The organism is Paenibacillus odorifer (assembly GCF_000758725.1).
Taxonomy (GTDB): Bacteria; Bacillota; Bacilli; order Paenibacillales; family Paenibacillaceae; genus Paenibacillus_AQ; species Paenibacillus_AQ odorifer.
On sequence record NZ_CP009428.1, the window covers coordinates 5,465,683 to 5,484,722 of the forward strand.

Genomic DNA, 19,040 nt, shown 5'->3' on the forward strand with positions numbered 1-19,040 from the left:
TCGGATGACTCCCACCAACCTGAGGCATTCTTGCCTTTCATTTGGCTCCTTCGGCGACTGTGGCTCGTTTAGAGGGCATTGTTACCGTTCATTCCGCCATCACAGCTACTTAAGTCCAATTCAACGGGATTTATACCGTTCATTTCACCATTCCAGTTACTTCAGCCCAATTCAACGGGATTTATACCGTTCATTTCACCATCCCAGCTACTTCAACCCAATTCAACGGGATTTATACCGTTCATTTCACCATTCTAGCTACTTCAACCCAATTCAACGGGATTTATACCGTAGATTCCACCATTCTAGCTACTTCAACCCATTTCAGCGGGATTTTTACCGTACATTCCGCCATTCCAGCTACTTCATCCCAATTCAGCGGGATTTATACCGCTCATTTCGCCATCCTAGCCACTACGAGCCAATTCAACAGTATTTATAGCGTACATTCCACCCTCTAAGCCACTTCAGCCGAATTCAGCAGTATTTATACCGTTCATTTCACCATTCCAGTTACTTCAACCCAATTCAACGGGATTTATACCGTTCATTTCACCATTCCAGCTACTTCAACCCAATTCAACAGTACTTATACCGTTCATTTCGCCATTCCAGCCACTTAAACCCAATTCAACGGGATTTATACCGTTCATTTCACCATCCCAGCTACTTCAACCCAATTCAACGGGATTTATACAGTACATTCCGCCATCCCAGCTACTTAAGCCGATTTCAACAGTATTTATACCGTACATTCCACCATTCCATCCACTACGAGCCAATTCAGCCATTCATTATGGTTACCCAAACAACCGCTCATCACTTCATATCTTAATCTAACCCAATTTTCTAATCTTTACAGTGTCCATGCGCACTTTTACTCCAACCGCTGCTCAGCAATCCAAGCGTCCATATCCTCCGGGCTCCACGCTATGAAGGTACCCTTGCTCATCTCGTTCAACACATCCAGCGCCCCAAGCTTCCGCAAAAGCCTTCCACGAACTTCAGCAGAAGGTTCTTTTTCCTTAATCCGGGTTCGCATGGCATGCACAAAATCCAAATATGGCTCATACGCCGCATCCAGCGCTTTTTCAAGCACATTTTTGATCTTCGTTGCCGCAAGCGGGCCAGCACCCGAAGTAGATACGGCTACCGTCAAACGTCCCCTCCGAACCACTCCGGGCGTGATAAAGTTTCCCGCTTCGGCATGGCTGGCCACATTTACATGAATTCCAAGCCGTCTAGACTCCCGCGCAACCTCTTCATTAACCGCCCTATCGTTAGTGGCTGCATATACGAGAAAGGCCCCACGGAGATCTCCGGGAGCATAAGTACGGTCCATCCAGATCAGGAGACCTTTTTCAGCTAGAGAATCAAGCGAATCTGTCAAAGAAGGACTAATCACCTTAACCGCCGCTCCAGCTTCCAACAGCCCGCTCACCTTACGTTCAGCCACGACACCACCGCCAATAACCACACAGTGCTGCCCTTCACAATCCAGCATTATGGGTAAATAACGCTTCATGCCCCTCACTCCCCGCTCCAACCGTGAAAATCAGACCAAGAATTCAACAGAAAATTTAAGATAATAAAAGCATATCCTAAAATCGCCCAGCGAGCCATACTTACTCCACTTTTCCGCCCGGACTTCTTAAAGATAATATAAAATATGTAAATCCCAAGACCGATAAGAGTCGTTAATACTTTTAAATCCTTCAATAAAAGCGTCCGTCCCTCAGATACTATAGATAAACCAGCCACCACCAGTGATATTCCCAGCAAAGGAGTGCCCACCAAAATAGCGGTGTAAGAGTATTTATCTGTAGTCTCCAGGTTCGGCAAACGACGGATCCGGTCGCTCCATTTCTTGCTTTTGAGTCTGGTGTGCAGGAACAAGTACAATATTGCAAAAACCGTCCCTAACGTCAGTGCTGCAAAACTCATATTTGCCAAAATCACATGCATCGTCAGCCAGCCATACACCGCACTCCAAGTCTCAAGCGTATGCCCACCCGCCGTCAGCCACACCCGATTAAGCAGAAAAACACTAAACCCGGCCATACTGAGCAGCAAAATCGTAAACTCGCCTCCACGTGTAAAAGCCACCGCAAGCGAAGTCAGCACAATACTAAACGCAAACCAAAACAAGAAATCATAAGGTGTGAAAATAGGCAGGCCTTTCTCCTGAGAGAAACGAATTCCAAGTCCTGCAACTTGCAAAAGACCTACAACAACAAGAAGCCCCGTGCCTAGCCGCTTCCCACCCGGACTCCTTTTAAGGCAATCCGAGAAAACAAACAGCAGGCTCAGGGCATAGACCAGCAGAGCGGCATCATATATTCCGTTCAGCAGTTGCATATTATTCACCCACCCAGCAAGCCTGCCGGAGCAAGCGCCGTCTTAGGCACAGAAAAATCAGCGCTGCCAGCCGTACGTTCTCCAGAACTAGAATCCTTAACCGAGGCAATATCTCCATCATCTGAATCGGATTTGAGCTGTTCCTGCAACGCAAAGATTTTGGAAAAATAATCAAGAGCTTCATTTCCCTGCTTACCGCCGGACAGCTCTTTAATTACATTGATCGGATCATGCATCATCTGGTTCACGATACTTTTAGTCAGACGGCGGATTACTTTCCGCTGATGCTCGTCCAGCTCGGGCAGCTTATTGAACAGACTCTCCATCGTTTCTTCATGAATCGTATTCGATTTATCCTGGAGTGCCCGGATCACCGGTCTTACCCCAAGCGTCTTGAGCCACACCTGGAACTCATCCATTTCCTCACTGATCATCACTTCGATCTTCGCAGCTTCACTTCGGCGCATTTCCAGATTGTTCTCCACAATGCCCTCCAGATCATCAATATCATACAAAAAAACATCCGGCACATTTGCCGCCGCAGGATCAATATCACGTGGTACAGCAATATCAATCATAAAAAGCGGCCGCGAAGGGCGGCGTTTCATAGCATGCGCTACCTTATCAGCCGTAAGCACATACCCATCTGCTCCTGTTGAGCTGATCACGATATCTACTTCATTTAGAGTTGTTAACGCATCTTCAATCGTACTCGGCTTACCCGAGAACTTCTCCGCCAATTCAATCGCACGCGACAGCGTACGGTTAGCGACAATCACTTCTGCCGCACCACTACTGTATAGATGCTTCACGGTAAGCTCGCTCATTTTGCCGGCGCCGAGAATCAGTACTTTTTTCCCAGTGAACATGCCAAAAATCCGCTTGCCCAGCTCCACAGCCGCATAACTGACAGATACTGCACTCTCGCCGATTGACGTTTCACTATGTGCTCTTTTGCCCAGCGTCACCGCTTGCTTGAACAACCGATTGAACCAAGTTCCAGTTACACACTCAGCCTGAGCTGTGAGAAAAGAACTCCGCACCTGTCCCAGGATCTGCGTCTCCCCAATCACCATGGAATCCAGACCGCAGGTCACGCGGAACAAATGCGCAATCGCCTGTTCGTCTTCATAAATATACATATGCTGAGCAAATTGCTCGCTTTTCACACCAAACCATTGCTCCATAAAGCCGCGGATGAAATAACCAGCCATATGAAGGCGGTCCATCACCACATAAATTTCCGTACGGTTGCAAGTAGCTACTAAGACCCCTTCTAGCACACCCTTCGTCTTCATCAGTTGATGGAGCGCTGCCGGAAGGTCACTTTCCGCAAAAGCAAACTGTTCCCGAACCTCCACGGGAGCCGTACGATAATTCAGGCCAACGACGACGATGTGCATCGATAGTTCACCATCCTAGTCTCTATAAGTTACTGAAATCCAGTTATATAAATTAATATCTTACTTACCGTTCACTTTCACAACATCCCAAAACACTGTGTTAAGTATATCACACGAAAATAAGACTTTTTACAGATTTTTTGAACGCTTTATGAAATCCAGATAATAATTATTATAAATAAAAAACCGTAGGTTCGCTACGGTTAGGATGAGTTATTTTTAGCTAATTTATAAGGTTGTGGAAGTGAGAATGAAATATTATGGCCTACTAGTTCTTAAAATCGTCAAAAAGTCCGTTCTCCAAAAAAAATAAGTCACTGCTAAGTGACTTAAAACTTCTCAGGTTTCTTAACTTTTATCGACGCTACTTCTCCACACCTTTTGCAAAATGTGAAGATAACTGGTGAGCCAAAAGAGAAGGCTTTCCCAATAGGCATGACGTTAGCATATCCGTTGCTCATTTCGCCTTTAGCGAATGTAGTATTCCCACATGATTTACAAACTAAATTGTCTTGACTCATGAGATCACCTCGGAAGTTGGACAAAAATATTAATTATATAGTAGACTCTACTCTTTTTAGAAGTCGCCGATGCTTAGACCAAACTTTAACCCAAACACGATTTTCATCATCTAGATAAAAACGAATATTCACTAATTTTAAAGGCGTCCATATTTCTTTAAAATAGTAATTTGGCATTTGGCGTCTCTCCCACGAGAATAATATTGATATAGTTATAAGTATAAAACTATTAAACAATATTGTTTGTCGTAATGCGCCTTAAGCCAAGATAAGAAAAAAACTGTTTTTGTCGGATTATAGTGTGAACGTTCTACAGCAGATTAGCGAAACCAGTTCTTAATCTGATCAAGGGTACTTTTTGCCTCCGGACCATTGTAACCAAAGGTGTTGCCGATCATTTTTACATACTCATTGAACGTTGTTTCTCTACTCTTTCGGTCACTCCACCAGCGTTTAGCGTTATATCCTGATGCAGAACCCACATACGTCAGCTCAATCTCCGATTTTTTGTACACACGACCAAAAAGAAATTTCACCCTCCGCATGTGAAAGTCAGAGGAAACAACAATCGCAGATTTAAAACCGTATTCTTTCATTATAGGAAGAGTGTACTCGGCATTCTGATAAGTGCTATCCGCCGCGTTCTCGGTATAAATAACGTCCTGTGGTATGCCTAAAGCTAGGGCGGTTTGGATCATATCACCCGATTTACTCGTTGACTCTTTAGCATTGGAAAGAATTATATAAGGAGCATAGCCTGCTTTATATAACTCAGCTGCCTGCTCCACACGACCTTGGCCTCCGCTTAGGACGATGATGACATCTGATTGTTTGGGAGGTTCAGATAGTGCTAAGAAGCGGCCTGCACTGAATAAACCAGTAATTAACAATAGCAAGCAAACGAAAAGGACCAATCTTTTATTAATTAAATTACCTTTTCTTTTCTTAACCGTTAAGTCGTGCATAAATCACTTATGCGATTCGTTACTAAGGATTTGTTGCCACCATTCAGCATTATCAATATACCATTGGATCGTCTGCGCAATTCCGGTCTCAAAAGTATAAGTTGGCTTCCAACCTAAATTCTCAAGTTTCGTTGGATCAATGGCGTAGCGTTTATCATGTCCTAATCTATCTGTTACAAATTCAATCAAATCTTCAGATTTCCCCAAGGTACTGATAATCGTCTTAACTACTTCAAGATTAGTTCTCTCATTATGACCACCTACATTATAAACTTCACCGCTTACTCCTTGGTGCACGACAAGGTCAATGGCCGCACAGTGATCCCAGACATGGAGCCAGTCGCGAATATTTTTTCCATCTCCGTATACAGGAACCTTCTCTTCGTTTAATACTCTTGAAATGGTTAGTGGAATCAGTTTCTCAGGAAAATGATAGGGGCCGTAATTGTTCGAGCAGCGTGTTATGTTCATTGGTAAATCAAAGGTCTCATAATACGCACGAACTAACAAATCAGACGCTGTTTTGCTAGCACTATAAGGACTGTTAGGCTGCAAAGGTGTTTCTTCGGTAAAAAATACAGTAGGATCAAAATCGAGTTCGCCATACACTTCATCCGTAGAGACATGGAGGAATTTAGTAATGCCGAATTTTTTAGCTGCATCCAGTAGTACCTGTGTCCCCATAACATTCGTACGAACGAATATCGCAGGATCAGTAATTGAGCGATCGACATGGCTCTCCGCAGCGAAATGAACAACATAATCGAATTTTTCCAACTCAAAAAGAGACAATATTGCCTCTCGGTCAGCAATATCAGCTTGAACAAACCGATAGTTGGATTTGGACTCAATATCCTTATGCTTCGTTAGATCACCCGCATAAGTTAGCAAATCCAAATTCACAATATCATAATGCGGATATTTATCTACCATATACTGTACGAAGTTGCCTCCAATAAATCCGGCACCACCCGTAACCAGCATCTTTTGCTTACTCAATGAACGCACTCCCGATCTATTAGCTTTATTAGTTATTGTAAAAAAAATTCAAATTAGCATCTTTTAATAAAGGCGCCTTCTCATCCTTGGCAGATAATACCGGTGTAATATGAAGAGGCCATTCGATGCCAATAGAAGGATCATTCCACAGAATACCCCCATCACATTCCGGGGCATAAAGCTCATCGCACTTATACTGAACCTCTACGTCTTCTGTTAGTGTCATGAATCCATGTGCGAATCCTTTTGGGATCAGCAGTTGCTTTTTGTTCTCAGCATTCAGTTCAATGCCGAACCATTTACTATAGGTAGGACTACCTTTTCTGATATCTACGGCTACATCAAAAATAGCACCACGTGTACAACGAACCAATTTCGTCTGTGCCTTGGGATGTAATTGATAGTGCAAACCACGTAATGTTCCTTTAGTCGCAGAGTAGGATTGGTTATCTTGTACAAACTCCATATCTATTCCATGCTCTTTAAACTTAGCTCCGCTATACGTCTCCATAAACCAACCGCGGTGGTCCCCAAAAACAGGCGGTTCAACGACTAATACGCCTTGCAATAAGGTTTCTGTAATTTTCATCACTGCCACACTTTCAGTTATTAGTATTGTATTTTACCTGTAGCTACTTTCATCAAATACTGACCATACCCCGTCTTACTTAACTTCTCCCCGCAATTCCACAAGTGTTCTTTAGTAATCCATCCATTAATATATGCAATTTCCTCCGGAGCGGCGATCTTGATTCCTTGATGATCTTCAATAGTCCGTACAAAGTTAGTTGCGTCGACAAGACTTTGATGAGTTCCTGTATCTAACCAGGTGAATCCCCGACCTAGGAGTTCCACATCAAGCTCACCAAGATTTAAGTAAGCTTCATTAATGGAGGTAATCTCCAATTCTCCACGTGAAGAGACCTCAACGTTCTTAGCAATCTCAATAACTCTGTTATCATAAAAATATAGACCAGTAATTGCGTAGTTAGATTTTGGCTGTGTTGGTTTTTCTTCTACGCTTAATACTTTACCTTCTTCATTAAACTCTACCACACCGAAGCGCTCTGGATCTTGCACGTGATATCCGAACACCGTTGCTCCTTGTTGTTTAGAAGAAGCACGTTGCAACATCTTCCGCATTCCATTTCCATAGTAGATATTATCTCCAAGGATCATGGCAACTGAATCATCACCTATAAAAGATTCACCCAAAATAAAAGCCTGCGCTAAACCATCAGGACTTGGTTGAACTTTGTATTGTAATGAGATGCCAAATTGAGAACCGTCACCTAATAAACTTTCAAATCTAGGCGTGTCCTCTGGAGTTGAAATAATAAGAATTTCTTTAATGCCCGCTAGCATTAATGTAGATAGTGGATAGTAGATCATTGGTTTGTCGTAAATAGGTAAAAGCTGCTTGCTTGTGACCATTGTTAATGGATATAGGCGCGTACCGCTGCCACCTGCTAGGATAATGCCTTTCATAATGAACCTCCACCTTTTATTCAATTTAAGAACGAAAGAATCATAAAATGTAATAATAAACCTAATCTATTATTAAATTCAAATCATCTAATTTACAAGTAATATATTTATTTGAAATTCATTGGTAATAGTTCGGAAACCCGATAAATCACACAAACTTTTTCACTGTTGTAGTAATTATCTGCTTAAATAATTTAATTATCTTTCTATTAACAATAATTACTAACAGAAATAATATTAACTCAATAAAAAATTCTTTAAATATAGTAAAATCAATAAATAATATAAATATTTGTATACTAATAAGCAATAAATTAAGCGTAATAATTCTTACATTAAGTTTCATATTGATATATTTTTTTGTATCATAATATCTTAAAACCCAAACAACAAAAAAACTAATCATTGTTGAAATTCCGGCTCCGTTAGTCCCCACTAAAGGTATGAAAATTATATTTGCAATTACATTCACTACTCCGCCAATCACTGAAGTTCTAAAGACTCCACCTGTTTGTTTAGCAGCTATATAATTCGTTCCTAAAAATCCCGAGAAACTAGAAAATATGATGCCAATTAATAAAAAAGGGACGAATTGCCAAGATTGATAGAATTCATTTGATACTAAAGTTGAAGTAATGAATTTTAAGACCAATAGAATTCCAGATGTTCCCAAAAATAATATCATTGAGAAATAACTAAATGTTTTAGAATAAAAATTCGATTTACCTTCATCGTTATATTCTTCGATAGCGGATAATTGCCAAGCTTGAAAAAAAACCGTATTCAATATAGAAAGTAGACTTGGTATTTTATTTGCAACTGCAAATAATCCATTTGCACTCGCTCCTACAAAAAAGAGAATGAAATATCGATTAGAAGCGTTTATTGTCCACCACATAAAAGCATTTGGTATAAGTGGTATACAGTAAACTAGCATTTTTACAGTTATTTTTTTGTTTATTTTATCAAATCTAATATAACTTAATATTTTGGTGTATAGTGTCAAATATACTATTGAAATTAGGTTTGCAATAATAATAGACAAAAAATACCCGTTAATACCCATGTTATATTTCACTAAGAAAATTATATTAAAGACTGCTGTAACCAATGTCATAATAATTCCATTCAAGGCGTACACTTTAATTTTACCAATTGCTCTAATAAATTGGGTCAGCATAGTTTGAAAAGCTTGTATTATTAATATTGTATACATATATTCCAACAACCCACTTAGAACATTAAAATACACAAATATTGGATAGAATAATAAAGCAATTATAGAACCTAAAATTGTAATTATTAAGGCGTTTGTAAATACAACATCATTTGGATATTTTTTATCCATTACAAATCTTAATACAGCGTCAAATATACTTAAAGAGATAATCGGTAACAACAAACTACTCGTTGTTGTAATTATATCTATCGTGCCGTACTCCACTGCAGTTAAGTAATATGTGTAAAGTGGAACTAAGAAAATTAAAATCAATTTACTTCCAAGGTTTCCAACTGCGAATATAGCAGAATTCCCGATTAATTTTTTGTACTTATTCAAATAGATTCACCACTCTTCAAACCTATAAACTTATCTAATTCCCAAAATTGTCTTTCAGATTTATCTAAAATGCTTTTGTTGATACCTTTGTTGTTTTCAAATTCAAACTCTATTTCTTCAATAGTTAGTTTATCTATTTCTTCAATAAATGTCATTGAATTAGACAGATTATAATCTGAAATTATGTCTGAGGTTTTTTTACTATATATGATAGGGTAAAATTTGCTATTCAAAATGTAAGCTAAAATTAGTGAATGAAACCGACAAGTGATGAACTTTTCAATGGAAGATATCTCTTGAAGAAAACTTTCTATGTTGCCTCTATAAAATAATGTATGAGTATCAGCTTTATTGATCCTATTTAATATATCATTAATAATTTCTTCGTCTCCTTCTATCTGACAGAAAGAAATTAGTGTAACCTGTTTTTTTTTTTCATTATAATGATTAATTATTTCTACCATTTTTTCTATATAAATTTCTTTATAATTAATTAAATCCAATCTATTTTCCAAAGAAATTAGGGATATACCGATCGAATTCTCAATCTTCTTTTGAGTGTTTGCTTCTAAGCTAAATATAATATCTGGTTCATTTCTAACATTATTTAATTCTGGGAACAACGAATAGGAATAAGAATCTCTGAAACATATATCCTCTAATTCCTTGAAAAGTTCATTATAACTCAGAACAAAATTTTCATCTTTATGTGGTCCGAAATTTGATCCAAGAACAAAATTCTTTTTCCCATTTGATTTAAACTTACTCCAAAGAAATCTTCTTCTTTCATACAGCCTTTTCCACCCTTTTATTTCCATAAAAATGGATCCACCGATGCTTACTGTAGCGGATAGATTTAATTTTCCCATAATATAATAGTGATAAATATTTAGCAAATTTGTTCGAAATAGAACTGTATAAATAATTTTCGGCAATCTGATAAGTCTGACATTCTTATATTCACTTAAAAAATTATATTTATAAGCTTTATTTTGACAGAAAATATACCAAGTCACATTTGGATATCGTTCTAATATCATCTTCAAAAATAAGTCATCACCTAGATTTTCTGCCAAATATATTTCAAGTAATATTTTCATTAATTTTCTCCCTAATCCCTATGAATTTAATTCATCCTATGTAATTTTATTTAATTTCAATATTAATATTCAATTCATAAAATCCACTTTTTTATCATTATAGTAACGAGTAATTAGATATCTATACATAGATTTATTTACATAAAACAAAGAATAGGCGAGTAGTTTAGCTTTTGATATTTTTTTTTCATTTAATAACTTTTTAGTCACTGAATTAAGAAAAGATACAACTTTTTCATATTCGAATTTATATTTTTTTTCCATTCTATGATATATGAGTACATTAAGAACACTAAAATATGAGGTGAATGCATAAGCATACGCTTCATTGACACTGCTTGTTTTTTTCTTTTTAATCACTTCAATAATCATATCAGTGAATTTTAACATATGAAAAACTTTTTCGTTGAAGCCTATTTTTGTCGCTGATCCAATGCGAATGTAATAATGATATTTTGCTTCTTTGCAGCAGACTACAGTTTTAGAGTTTAGACAAGCTTCAAAAAGAAAAAAAGCATCCTCACCAACAGATAATCCAAGATCAAATTTATGCTTTAAAATTCTCTTGTTAAAAACTTTATTACACACTGAATTACCAAATGTTTTCCTTTCTAGAAAAAAATCCGCACAATCTCTATCAGAATAGACTACATTATCATTTATCTGATGCTCTAAAATTATTTCAGTAGTACTGTTCATAAAATAATTACAACATGAAATATCTGCCTTATACTTTTCAGCATTTTCAATAAGTATTTCATACATATCAGCCTCAATCCAGTCGTCACTATCAACAAAACCAATATATGTTCCAATTGAAGCGTCTAAACCAGTATTACGAGCAGATGAAACACCATTATTTTCAGTACTAATAATTTTTATACGGTTATCAATTGTTGCATACTTCTCGCACATACTTAAAGAAGCATCATTTGAGCCGTCATTAACTAAAAGCAATTCAAAATTTGTATAAGTTTGATTAAGGATACTCTCAATACAACGACTAAGGTATTGTTCAGAGTTGTAAACTGGTACAATGATGCTAATCACTTTATCCAATCCTCTCTTTTCTCTATTATTACCTGATTCCACATGCAGCATATTTTCGTAAATTACCGTTTAAACAATTGATGGATTGTATAAATAGGTAGAGAAAAAGTCCTACTATAATTAGCACAGATTTAAAATAAGTATTTATCCATTTTAATCAAACTGTTTAACAAAGATAAATATTAAATTATTATAATAATTTGTTCTCATATATAAGTTAACTAGTCAACTTATTTGAATGTTGAAAACTGCCAAAAAAAACTATAGGGAACAACACCTTCTGACCCACTATTAAGCATGTAATAATAATAAAGGGTCAATAAAAAAAACATAGGCAAATATAATATACCACCAATACCCTTTAGTTTTATTAGTATTTTCGGAATAAAAATAATCATAAAAACACCAAAATAGTATGCCATCCGGCTAAATATAAATATCTTAGTACCAATTAAGCCAATCACAACAGAAAATACCATAAAAATTGATAAATAAAACAATTCATTTCGATCAATTATCTCTAATAGTTTTTTTTCTCTTGCTAAAAAATAAATTGAGATTATAGCTAAACACAATTGAGATATCCATATAATATAAGTACCTCTGACAGCTTTTCCCGCAAAAAATTGCGTTCCTTGATATACGTCATAATGACTTAATAAATTTAAAATAATATTATTTGAAAACATTAATAGAAAACACAAACTAAACGAAATAATTGTTATGTATATGAAATTTTTTGGTTTAGGTTTAATAAGCTTCAATGGCAAAATCAGTATAAATAATATTGAAGATAAATGAAACATTGAGGAGAGTAAAATAATTGCTAAAAAACTTTTGATTTTACCTTTTTTAAAAAAATAAAAAGAATTACATAATAATGCAACAGAAATGAATTGCCTTGATGCATTTAATGAAATACAAAAGTAGAATGTAGTCAGAAATAAAAATGTTGAAATATATACATTATCAGAGTTGTAATATACAAATACTGCAAAAGCATAAATAATAATTGCACTCGTTAAGATAGTAATAGCTTGTGGATCTACTGTAAATCTAGACAAAATTTTATTCAGTAATAAATAACCATGTTCAGACCTATATACTTTAAATAGATTTGTAATGTCTATATTAGCTACAGTTGAAAATATTTGTTGATACTGTTTAGTGTCAGTACCAACATTTATATTTCTAAATCCTGATACAAAAAAAATGGATGTAAATGCTATAATTACGAATATTCTTTCCTTTACTCTATTACTTCCTGTCATATAAAATAATAAGCCTAATATAGTTACAAAGGCTAAATTCATGAAATAAATGCTCATATAACTACTCCTTAATTATCTCTATATAAAAGTTAAAGATGCTTAATTACATTAAGTGTATATATTATAACTTTAATAACTTTATTCTCGAATACAATTGTATTGGAATTTTCACTAAATTAATATGTATACACAACAAACTCATTACAAATTTACGATTTAATGGCATAGGAGATTTTAATAAAAAAATATATTTACTTCTTAATTTTTGTGTTAGTTCTATTACTGTTTTATCGTTAAAAGATCTTTTATCAGCAAAACCATATAAAGAAATTTTTGACAATAGAGAGAAATAAGATCTTGCTTGCTTCATTTTAGCGAGCTTTATAATCTCTTGATCACCAACTGTTAATGCTAATGCCACCATTTGATCTCCTACAATCAAAATTTCCAAATCTTTATTTTGGAATCCTCTTCTAGTAATACTTGCACCATCTTGAAAGTAGAAATAAGAAATTTTATTACTTTTAACATATTTTCTCGCTCTTTGAAGCAACATAAAATTCGTCGCTCCATCTTCATATAATTGTCCTTCGGGAAATCTTATCTCGTTAAACAAATGCCGTTTATACAATTTATTCCATACAGGGAAATCTGCAATTCTTTTAGACATTCCTTCAAATAAATAATTATGTAAACTATCATTCCCCTCATAACATTTAATTTCTATTTTAGATTGATTTATATTTTCCTCACCTTTTGATAAAATATATGACACTGACGATACATCACAATCATATTCTTCTATTAAATTTAATAGGTATTCAAACATGTCATAGGTAATCCAATCATCACTATCTACAAAACCTATATACTCTCCCTCCGCTACTTCAATCCCAGCATTTCTAGCCGAACTTAAACCACCATTTTCTTTATGGATAACTCTTATTCTCTTATCTTGAGCAGCGAAAGAATCACAAATAATACCGCAATTATCAGGGGTTCCATCATTTACCAATATTAATTCAAAATCCTTATATGTTTGTGCAAGTATTGAATCAACACATCGTTTTAAATATTTTTCTACTTTATATACCGGTACAATTATACTAATTTTCGGCACTATGTAATTTCCTCCATAAATAATCAATAGTCTATATACATCAATTTCATAAATTCGAGTTTTAAATCATCAAGATTCAATTACCATTCACTGTGGAGTCTAATTTTACTCTCCTTAATAAATGAATCGCAAATCACACAGAAGAATACCTAACCCACTTTTTTGTAATATCGTTATATTTTTTAACTACTTTTGCAGGAGATCCGACTGCAATACAATTTTCAGGTATATCTTTATTAACAACTGAATTTGCACCTATAATACACCCATTCCCTATACTAACCCCCGGTAAAATACATACATTTTCGCCAATCCATACATTATTACCAATCGATACAGGTCTTGAAAAAATAGGTCTTTCATCTGGAGGAACATCAGGTGTAGAACTCAAGGTAGAATCAGAGTAGTTGCCATGACTAATATCACTTATAAATATTTTAGAAGCAAGTAAACAATTATTTCCGATTAAAACTTTCTCACCAGATGCAATATGGACATAATCACCAAATTTACATTTATGTCCTATTATAATTTTTTTGTTGCTTCCTGACCCAGTATCAAACATCTCAAACCGACAATTATATCCCGTTGTAAAACCCTGACCATAATCCAAAAACCTTTTACCTCTTACATATATTGGTCTCCGAACCAAACGTGCACCTTTATAAAAAAGTCTAGTATAAATAAGAGAGATCATATTCTTTAATATTTCCCCTAATCCATAATTATTTACCATTATTCATACAACTCCTTGATTACGACATTCATTTTTTTATTAAATGCCACTGAGGAAAAAAAATCATTAAATACTTTTTTGGTGTTTTTTCTCATTTCAACAAACTGTTCCAAATCAATATTTGTGATCTCATAAACTAATTCCTGAATATTTGTATCTGTAAGATTAAATCCTATTTTATATAGTTCCACAATTTCAGCAGTATCTGCCTGAATATTATTTATAATTGGTAAACCATGCTGGAAGTAATCAATTGACTTCATAGTTAGTCCAACGCAAACATCTTTCTTCATTATATTCAATCCAAAATGACATTGATCGAATATCAGTTGTTTCTCTGCTGCATCATAAAGTTTACTATGATACTTCACTACCGCACCTGTACTATTAATTTCTTCAATAAGGAGGTTTCTATTCTCACCATCTCCAATAATATGAAGAGTCGTAGGCTTTATCTCATGTAAGGCTTTTATAAATTTTTTAATTTGTTGAATGTCAATAATATTATTTATTGAACCTAAATAACACAGGTGAAATTCTCTTTCATTGAGAACAGAGTTATTTACAATTTTTATTTCTTTCTTTGCCAGGTATACTGTATCTTTTTTTGAGTTTTTTAATAAATCTTTCAAAATTGATTGGTATAGATTACATTCTGTAATAATAAAATCAGCAAATTTCAAGCTATTATCTCGCATCAACCTCCAAAAAGTAAAAGGTGGGAAATACTTCATATTTCCAATTGGCATAGTTTCTGGCCAAAGATCAACTAAATCAAAAACTAATTTTACATCATTGTTATTTTTTTTATATTCACCAGCAAACTTAGCAATTGAATTTGCTGGAATAACCGCATATAACAGTTCGGGTTTAATATTTTCAACTAATTCAAATGCTTTTTTTGCATAGGCATAATGAGACCTTAATCTTGCTATTGACAAATTTTTATTATAAGTGCTTGTATTGACAAATATATATCCAGGCTTCTCTTCAATACGTTTCGACTTCTTAAAGTGCCTGAAATCCGATTGTATAATCGTTACTTCATCTCCTCTCTTGCAGAAGTATTCATGAAGTAAATCTATTCGATCTTCGTAGGTATCGAAGCAGGTTACAATAACAACTTTCATATCTATTGATTCTCCAGTTCAGTTGCCATAATTGATTCACGTAAATTTTTTTTTCTGTAATTCACTTTATATATACTGATACTCTGCTCATAAACTAAATTCCCGAATATTTTATTTAAAACCCTAACATATCTTCTTAGAAGAAATAAAAAAGGATTAAATCCTTTTACTAACTTAATCTTTTTCCCATTTGCTTCAGCTATTATTTTCACCATTTCACTTGTATTTACATACTCATCGTTTTGTGGAAAAAATAATCCTCTTTCCTTATTTTCAATCATTAGTCTAATAAACTCACAAAGGTTATCTATATGAAGCATGCTACGCTGGTTATCAACGTTAGGGAATATTGGTGAGATACGGGATATTTTCGCTAATTTTAAATAATTCCCTTTAGAGCCCTTACCATAAATCATTGGTGGTCTAATTATCACTACTTTGAAATCATCACTCTCTAGAAGAGAAATACCTTTCTCTGCCTGAAGCTTACTATTACCGTAAAAATTTGATGGCTGAGGTTTCGTATTTTTATCTATTATTCTTTTCTTGTTGATATGGCTACTGTCACCATAGACAATAATACTACTTGTGAAAATAAACTGCTTAACGTGTTCTTCTTTTGCTTTCTCCGCAACTTCAATCGCCAAATCGCGGTTAACTTTATAGTATTGTTGCTCCATACTTGGGTCCGTAGATACATGAGCAATTCCAGCAACATGGAGTACTACATCATAAATTGAAAAGTCATGTTCCTTCCAATCCGTACCTCTAACCGATAGCTCCACAACTTCGTATTGATCTGGCCATTGTTCCAGCCACTTTATAAAATTTGTACCCACATAACTACCTTTACCAGTTATTAATATCTTTCGTTTACTCATCTTATAAAGTTACTCCTTTAGTAGAAGACACTTCCTGTTTTGTTGTTCCTTCTTTTACACCATCAGACTTCAAAACACTTAGAATCGTCATAAAAAATACCTTTATATCAAACTTAAAAGAAAGGCTTGCAACATATTCTCCATCCAGACTCGCCTTCTTCTCAATAGGCAACTCATCTCTACCATTAATCTGAGCCCATCCAGTCAACCCAGGTTTGATATCATTAGCTCCATATTTATCACGTTCAGCAATCAAATCATATTGATTCCATAATGCAGGACGAGGTCCCACGATACTCATTTCACCTTTTAGGATATTGATAATCTGAGGCAATTCATCCAAGCTTGTTTTTCTTAGGAACTTGCCTACTTTAGTAATGAAGAAATCAGGATCTTCCAGTAGATGAGTTGGCATGTCTTGTGGTGTGTCTGTTCGCATTGTTCTAAATTTTAGTATGTAGAATTCTGATTTATTTTTGCCTAAACGTTTTTGTTTAAATAATATAGGGCCTTTGGAAGTTGTCTTAATTGCGATCGCAATGATTAAAAAGACTGGCCATAACACTAGCATCCCAATTAAAGCTAATAGAAAATCTATGGTTTGTTTCGTGTAAACATAAGGTCTCATAAGTTCACCTGATCCTTTTAGTTACTATTTCTCCATATGTAGATCATCTCTATGCCAAATGAGCATAGAGATGATATTTTACTACTCTCTTAATCCGCCATTTTCGCAGCCAGATCTTTTCCCAACTGAAGCTGTGATTCAAATTCACTTTTATATTGACTAATAATTTCTGTACTGTACCCATTGCTGTTCAGTTTTTGTTCAGCATCAGCAACTATACTATTGAAGCTAGCAGTGAATGAGGCTAGTTGTTGTACCCCTTTAGCTTTAATACTTTTCTTACTCGCCTCATCTGTTGCTCCAACATACTCAAACGCAATACTCATTAATGTAGATTGGCTTTGATTTTTAAGCGCCGTAAGCTTAGCTTCTGTGTCACTAGTGATAGTTTCATATGAAACCTTTCCAGTTCCTGCAGAACCACCACCTGGTACACCTGTTGTATCCGTTGGCGCTGGTGTCGCTACTGGAGATGGGTCCTTAACATTGTCATTGTTTGTCGATCCATTAGTGGATTGTTCCTGATAAGCCTTGGAAGCTGCAGTAATGGTCTTCGTCTTCTGATCCCAGCTAATGTTATGACCTACAGATTCCGATAAAAAACGTAGGGGTACATATAAGGAACCATTCAGGATGAAGCTAGATTGGCCTATAGGCAAAGCCTTGGTTGCACCGTTAAATACATAACTTGCCTTAACTTGATTGAGGGCAATATTCTTCGCTGCTGCTGCTGAAGTACTATTCCCGTTCGTTGCATTCATTAGGTATTCTTTAATCACAACTAGCTCTGAGCTGCTAGGCTCTGCCACGGTAACTTTAACATTCTTAGCATCCCAAGCTACACTCTTTTGCAAGGCATATGACATAAACCGCAATGGAACATAAGTTGTATTGTTGTACATAAATACATATTGACCTGAGGGCGGCTGAATACTCACGCCGTCAAAAATTAAATTCACGTTCATACTTTGCACTTTAATTGTATTAGTTGCAGCCTTGTTCGTTGCACTTGGTACTGCCGCTGCTGATACTGATATAGGTGCGGATGCTGTTAAGGGTGCTAAACCAATTGAAGCAATTAACGATAAAGCCACGACTGATAATGTTGCTTTAGACATGTTTATTCACTTCCCTTTTCTTTCGCTTTTAATTGTTCTTCTTCAGCTATAATTTGGTCACGTGACTTCCCTTGACTAACACCATACTTCTTAGCAATCTGAGAAAGCTCATTGTATTGCTCTTCGGATACTTTACCAAGAATTATACTGCGTGCTTCCCGCTTTTCATCAAGCGTTAAGCCACCCTTTGCCAAATCTTTAAGACGATTAATATCCGATACACTAAGCTGACCAAGCACAATAGAAGCGACATCTGCTTTGTCTTTAATCGTTACATTTTCTTGAATTTGCTTAGCTTTATCCGTGGAGACCTGTGCTGTATAACCATCTGAAGAGCCATCTTTTTGTTCTGATGATGGAGCTTTGGTCGGTTCACTAGTAGTAGACGCTGTTGTTTCCCCACTAGGTTTATCGTTATTTTTAGTACTTTGATTACTACTTCCCTCATCATTTACTGGTGGGGTAGAAGGTACCGCAGACTCTACAGGTTCGACATTACCATCATCAACTGTATCAGTTGGTGCCGTTCCTTGATCTTGACCACCACCAACATTATCCTCAGACTCCAGATCAAAACCATCTGCCATTGAATTCATCAGCTTATCTACTGCATAATTCGCGGCGAACAAGCCACCAACACCCAGCACTACAATTACTGACAGCGTCCATAAAAGGATCTTTTTCCATCGTTTGTTGAACACTTTATATCCCCCT

Annotated in this window: 20 protein-coding genes; 2 read left to right on the forward strand and 18 right to left on the reverse strand. The window is 35.7% G+C overall.

Going from position 1 to position 19,040, the window contains the following annotated elements; all coding sequences use genetic code 11:
- Positions 1-78: 78 nt before the first annotated feature.
- The gene (locus PODO_RS32370) at positions 79-258 is read left to right on the forward strand and encodes a DUF1720 domain-containing protein (RefSeq protein WP_080742579.1); all 180 of its coding nucleotides are present in this window, start codon (positions 79-81) and stop codon (positions 256-258) included.
- A gap of 393 nt (positions 259-651) precedes the next feature.
- Positions 652-840, forward strand: coding sequence for a hypothetical protein (locus PODO_RS32390; protein ID WP_483310473.1), 189 nt, complete (start codon positions 652-654; stop codon positions 838-840).
- 37 nt (positions 841-877) lie between these two features.
- Here PODO_RS32390 and PODO_RS23930 read toward each other — a convergent pair whose 3' ends face one another.
- From PODO_RS23930 to PODO_RS24015, 18 genes are all read right to left on the reverse strand, one after another.
- Complete coding sequence (locus PODO_RS23930) at positions 878-1,525, reverse strand: precorrin-2 dehydrogenase/sirohydrochlorin ferrochelatase family protein (RefSeq protein ID WP_038573044.1); 648 nt, start codon at positions 1,523-1,525, stop codon at positions 878-880.
- 5 nt (positions 1,526-1,530) lie between these two features.
- A complete protein-coding gene (ccsA, locus tag PODO_RS23935) occupies positions 1,531-2,358 on the reverse strand; it encodes a cytochrome c biogenesis protein CcsA (protein ID WP_036685126.1) in 828 nt (275 codons plus the stop codon).
- 5 nt (positions 2,359-2,363) lie between these two features.
- On the reverse strand, positions 2,364-3,761 hold the full coding sequence (gene hemA, locus PODO_RS23940; protein ID WP_038573045.1) for a glutamyl-tRNA reductase: 1,398 nt from the start codon (positions 3,759-3,761) through the stop codon (positions 2,364-2,366).
- Between the two features lie 841 nt (positions 3,762-4,602).
- Positions 4,603-5,172: a YdcF family protein gene (locus PODO_RS23945; RefSeq protein ID WP_169744802.1), complete on the reverse strand. Its 570-nt coding sequence runs from the start codon at positions 5,170-5,172 to the stop codon at positions 4,603-4,605.
- A 78-nt stretch (positions 5,173-5,250) separates the two neighbouring features.
- On the reverse strand, positions 5,251-6,246 hold the full coding sequence (gene rfbB / locus PODO_RS23950; RefSeq protein WP_036685119.1) for a dTDP-glucose 4,6-dehydratase: 996 nt from the start codon (positions 6,244-6,246) through the stop codon (positions 5,251-5,253).
- A 28-nt stretch (positions 6,247-6,274) separates the two neighbouring features.
- The gene (gene rfbC, locus PODO_RS23955) at positions 6,275-6,835 is read right to left on the reverse strand and encodes a dTDP-4-dehydrorhamnose 3,5-epimerase (RefSeq protein WP_038573047.1); all 561 of its coding nucleotides are present in this window, start codon (positions 6,833-6,835) and stop codon (positions 6,275-6,277) included.
- Positions 6,836-6,855: 20 nt separating this feature from the next.
- Positions 6,856-7,734 carry a glucose-1-phosphate thymidylyltransferase RfbA gene (rfbA, locus tag PODO_RS23960; protein ID WP_036685112.1) on the reverse strand — a complete coding sequence of 293 codons (879 nt, stop codon included), beginning with the start codon at positions 7,732-7,734 and terminating at the stop codon, positions 6,856-6,858.
- Between the two features lie 148 nt (positions 7,735-7,882).
- On the reverse strand, positions 7,883-9,292 hold the full coding sequence (locus tag PODO_RS23965; RefSeq protein WP_038573048.1) for a lipopolysaccharide biosynthesis protein: 1,410 nt from the start codon (positions 9,290-9,292) through the stop codon (positions 7,883-7,885).
- Positions 9,289-10,392: a polysaccharide pyruvyl transferase family protein gene (locus PODO_RS23970; protein WP_038573049.1), complete on the reverse strand. Its 1,104-nt coding sequence runs from the start codon at positions 10,390-10,392 to the stop codon at positions 9,289-9,291. Before PODO_RS23970 ends, PODO_RS23965 begins: the two co-directional genes overlap by 4 nt.
- A 69-nt stretch (positions 10,393-10,461) precedes the next feature.
- Positions 10,462-11,484, reverse strand: a complete 1,023-nt coding sequence (locus PODO_RS23975; RefSeq protein ID WP_169744803.1) for a glycosyltransferase family 2 protein — start codon at positions 11,482-11,484, stop codon at positions 10,462-10,464.
- 188 nt (positions 11,485-11,672) lie between these two features.
- Positions 11,673-12,755, reverse strand: a complete 1,083-nt coding sequence (locus tag PODO_RS23980; RefSeq protein ID WP_169744804.1) for an EpsG family protein — start codon at positions 12,753-12,755, stop codon at positions 11,673-11,675.
- Positions 12,756-12,834: 79 nt separating this feature from the next.
- Positions 12,835-13,836, reverse strand: a complete 1,002-nt coding sequence (locus PODO_RS23985) for a glycosyltransferase family 2 protein (RefSeq protein WP_425311699.1) — start codon at positions 13,834-13,836, stop codon at positions 12,835-12,837.
- A 130-nt stretch (positions 13,837-13,966) separates the two neighbouring features.
- The gene (locus PODO_RS23990) at positions 13,967-14,569 is read right to left on the reverse strand and encodes a DapH/DapD/GlmU-related protein (RefSeq protein ID WP_038573053.1); all 603 of its coding nucleotides are present in this window, start codon (positions 14,567-14,569) and stop codon (positions 13,967-13,969) included.
- Entirely contained in the window at positions 14,569-15,699 is a 1,131-nt protein-coding gene (locus tag PODO_RS23995; RefSeq protein ID WP_038573054.1) for a glycosyltransferase family protein, read from the reverse strand. Before PODO_RS23995 ends, PODO_RS23990 begins: the two co-directional genes overlap by 1 nt.
- A 2-nt stretch (positions 15,700-15,701) precedes the next feature.
- Entirely contained in the window at positions 15,702-16,580 is an 879-nt protein-coding gene (locus PODO_RS24000) for an NAD-dependent epimerase/dehydratase family protein (protein ID WP_038573055.1), read from the reverse strand.
- 1 nt (position 16,581) lies between these two features.
- On the reverse strand, positions 16,582-17,208 hold the full coding sequence (locus tag PODO_RS24005; protein ID WP_038573056.1) for a sugar transferase: 627 nt from the start codon (positions 17,206-17,208) through the stop codon (positions 16,582-16,584).
- Positions 17,209-17,297: 89 nt separating this feature from the next.
- Positions 17,298-18,326, reverse strand: coding sequence for a copper amine oxidase N-terminal domain-containing protein (locus tag PODO_RS24010; protein ID WP_038573057.1), 1,029 nt, complete (start codon positions 18,324-18,326; stop codon positions 17,298-17,300).
- Between the two features lie 2 nt (positions 18,327-18,328).
- Entirely contained in the window at positions 18,329-19,027 is a 699-nt protein-coding gene (locus PODO_RS24015) for a RodZ family helix-turn-helix domain-containing protein (RefSeq protein ID WP_038573058.1), read from the reverse strand.
- Positions 19,028-19,040: the final 13 nt, after the last annotated feature.

What these genes read in the sequence shown, in the direction of transcription:
- PODO_RS23930 (WP_038573044.1), bottom strand. Translation starts at nt 1,525, where the DNA reads ATGAAGCGTTATTTACCCATAATGCTGGATTGTGAAGGGCAGCACTGT.
- ccsA (WP_036685126.1), bottom strand. Translation starts at nt 2,358, where the DNA reads ATGCAACTGCTGAACGGAATATATGATGCCGCTCTGCTGGTCTATGCC.
- hemA (WP_038573045.1), bottom strand. Translation starts at nt 3,761, where the DNA reads ATGCACATCGTCGTCGTTGGCCTGAATTATCGTACGGCTCCCGTGGAG.
- rfbC (WP_038573047.1), bottom strand. Translation starts at nt 6,835, where the DNA reads ATGAAAATTACAGAAACCTTATTGCAAGGCGTATTAGTCGTTGAACCG.
- rfbA (WP_036685112.1), bottom strand. Translation starts at nt 7,734, where the DNA reads ATGAAAGGCATTATCCTAGCAGGTGGCAGCGGTACGCGCCTATATCCA.
- PODO_RS23970 (WP_038573049.1), bottom strand. Translation starts at nt 10,392, where the DNA reads ATGAAAATATTACTTGAAATATATTTGGCAGAAAATCTAGGTGATGAC.
- PODO_RS23980 (WP_169744804.1), bottom strand. Translation starts at nt 12,755, where the DNA reads ATGAATTTAGCCTTTGTAACTATATTAGGCTTATTATTTTATATGACA.
- PODO_RS23990 (WP_038573053.1), bottom strand. Translation starts at nt 14,569, where the DNA reads ATGGTAAATAATTATGGATTAGGGGAAATATTAAAGAATATGATCTCT.
- PODO_RS23995 (WP_038573054.1), bottom strand. Translation starts at nt 15,699, where the DNA reads ATGAAAGTTGTTATTGTAACCTGCTTCGATACCTACGAAGATCGAATA.
- PODO_RS24000 (WP_038573055.1), bottom strand. Translation starts at nt 16,580, where the DNA reads ATGAGTAAACGAAAGATATTAATAACTGGTAAAGGTAGTTATGTGGGT.
- PODO_RS24005 (WP_038573056.1), bottom strand. Translation starts at nt 17,208, where the DNA reads ATGAGACCTTATGTTTACACGAAACAAACCATAGATTTTCTATTAGCT.
- PODO_RS24010 (WP_038573057.1), bottom strand. Translation starts at nt 18,326, where the DNA reads ATGTCTAAAGCAACATTATCAGTCGTGGCTTTATCGTTAATTGCTTCA.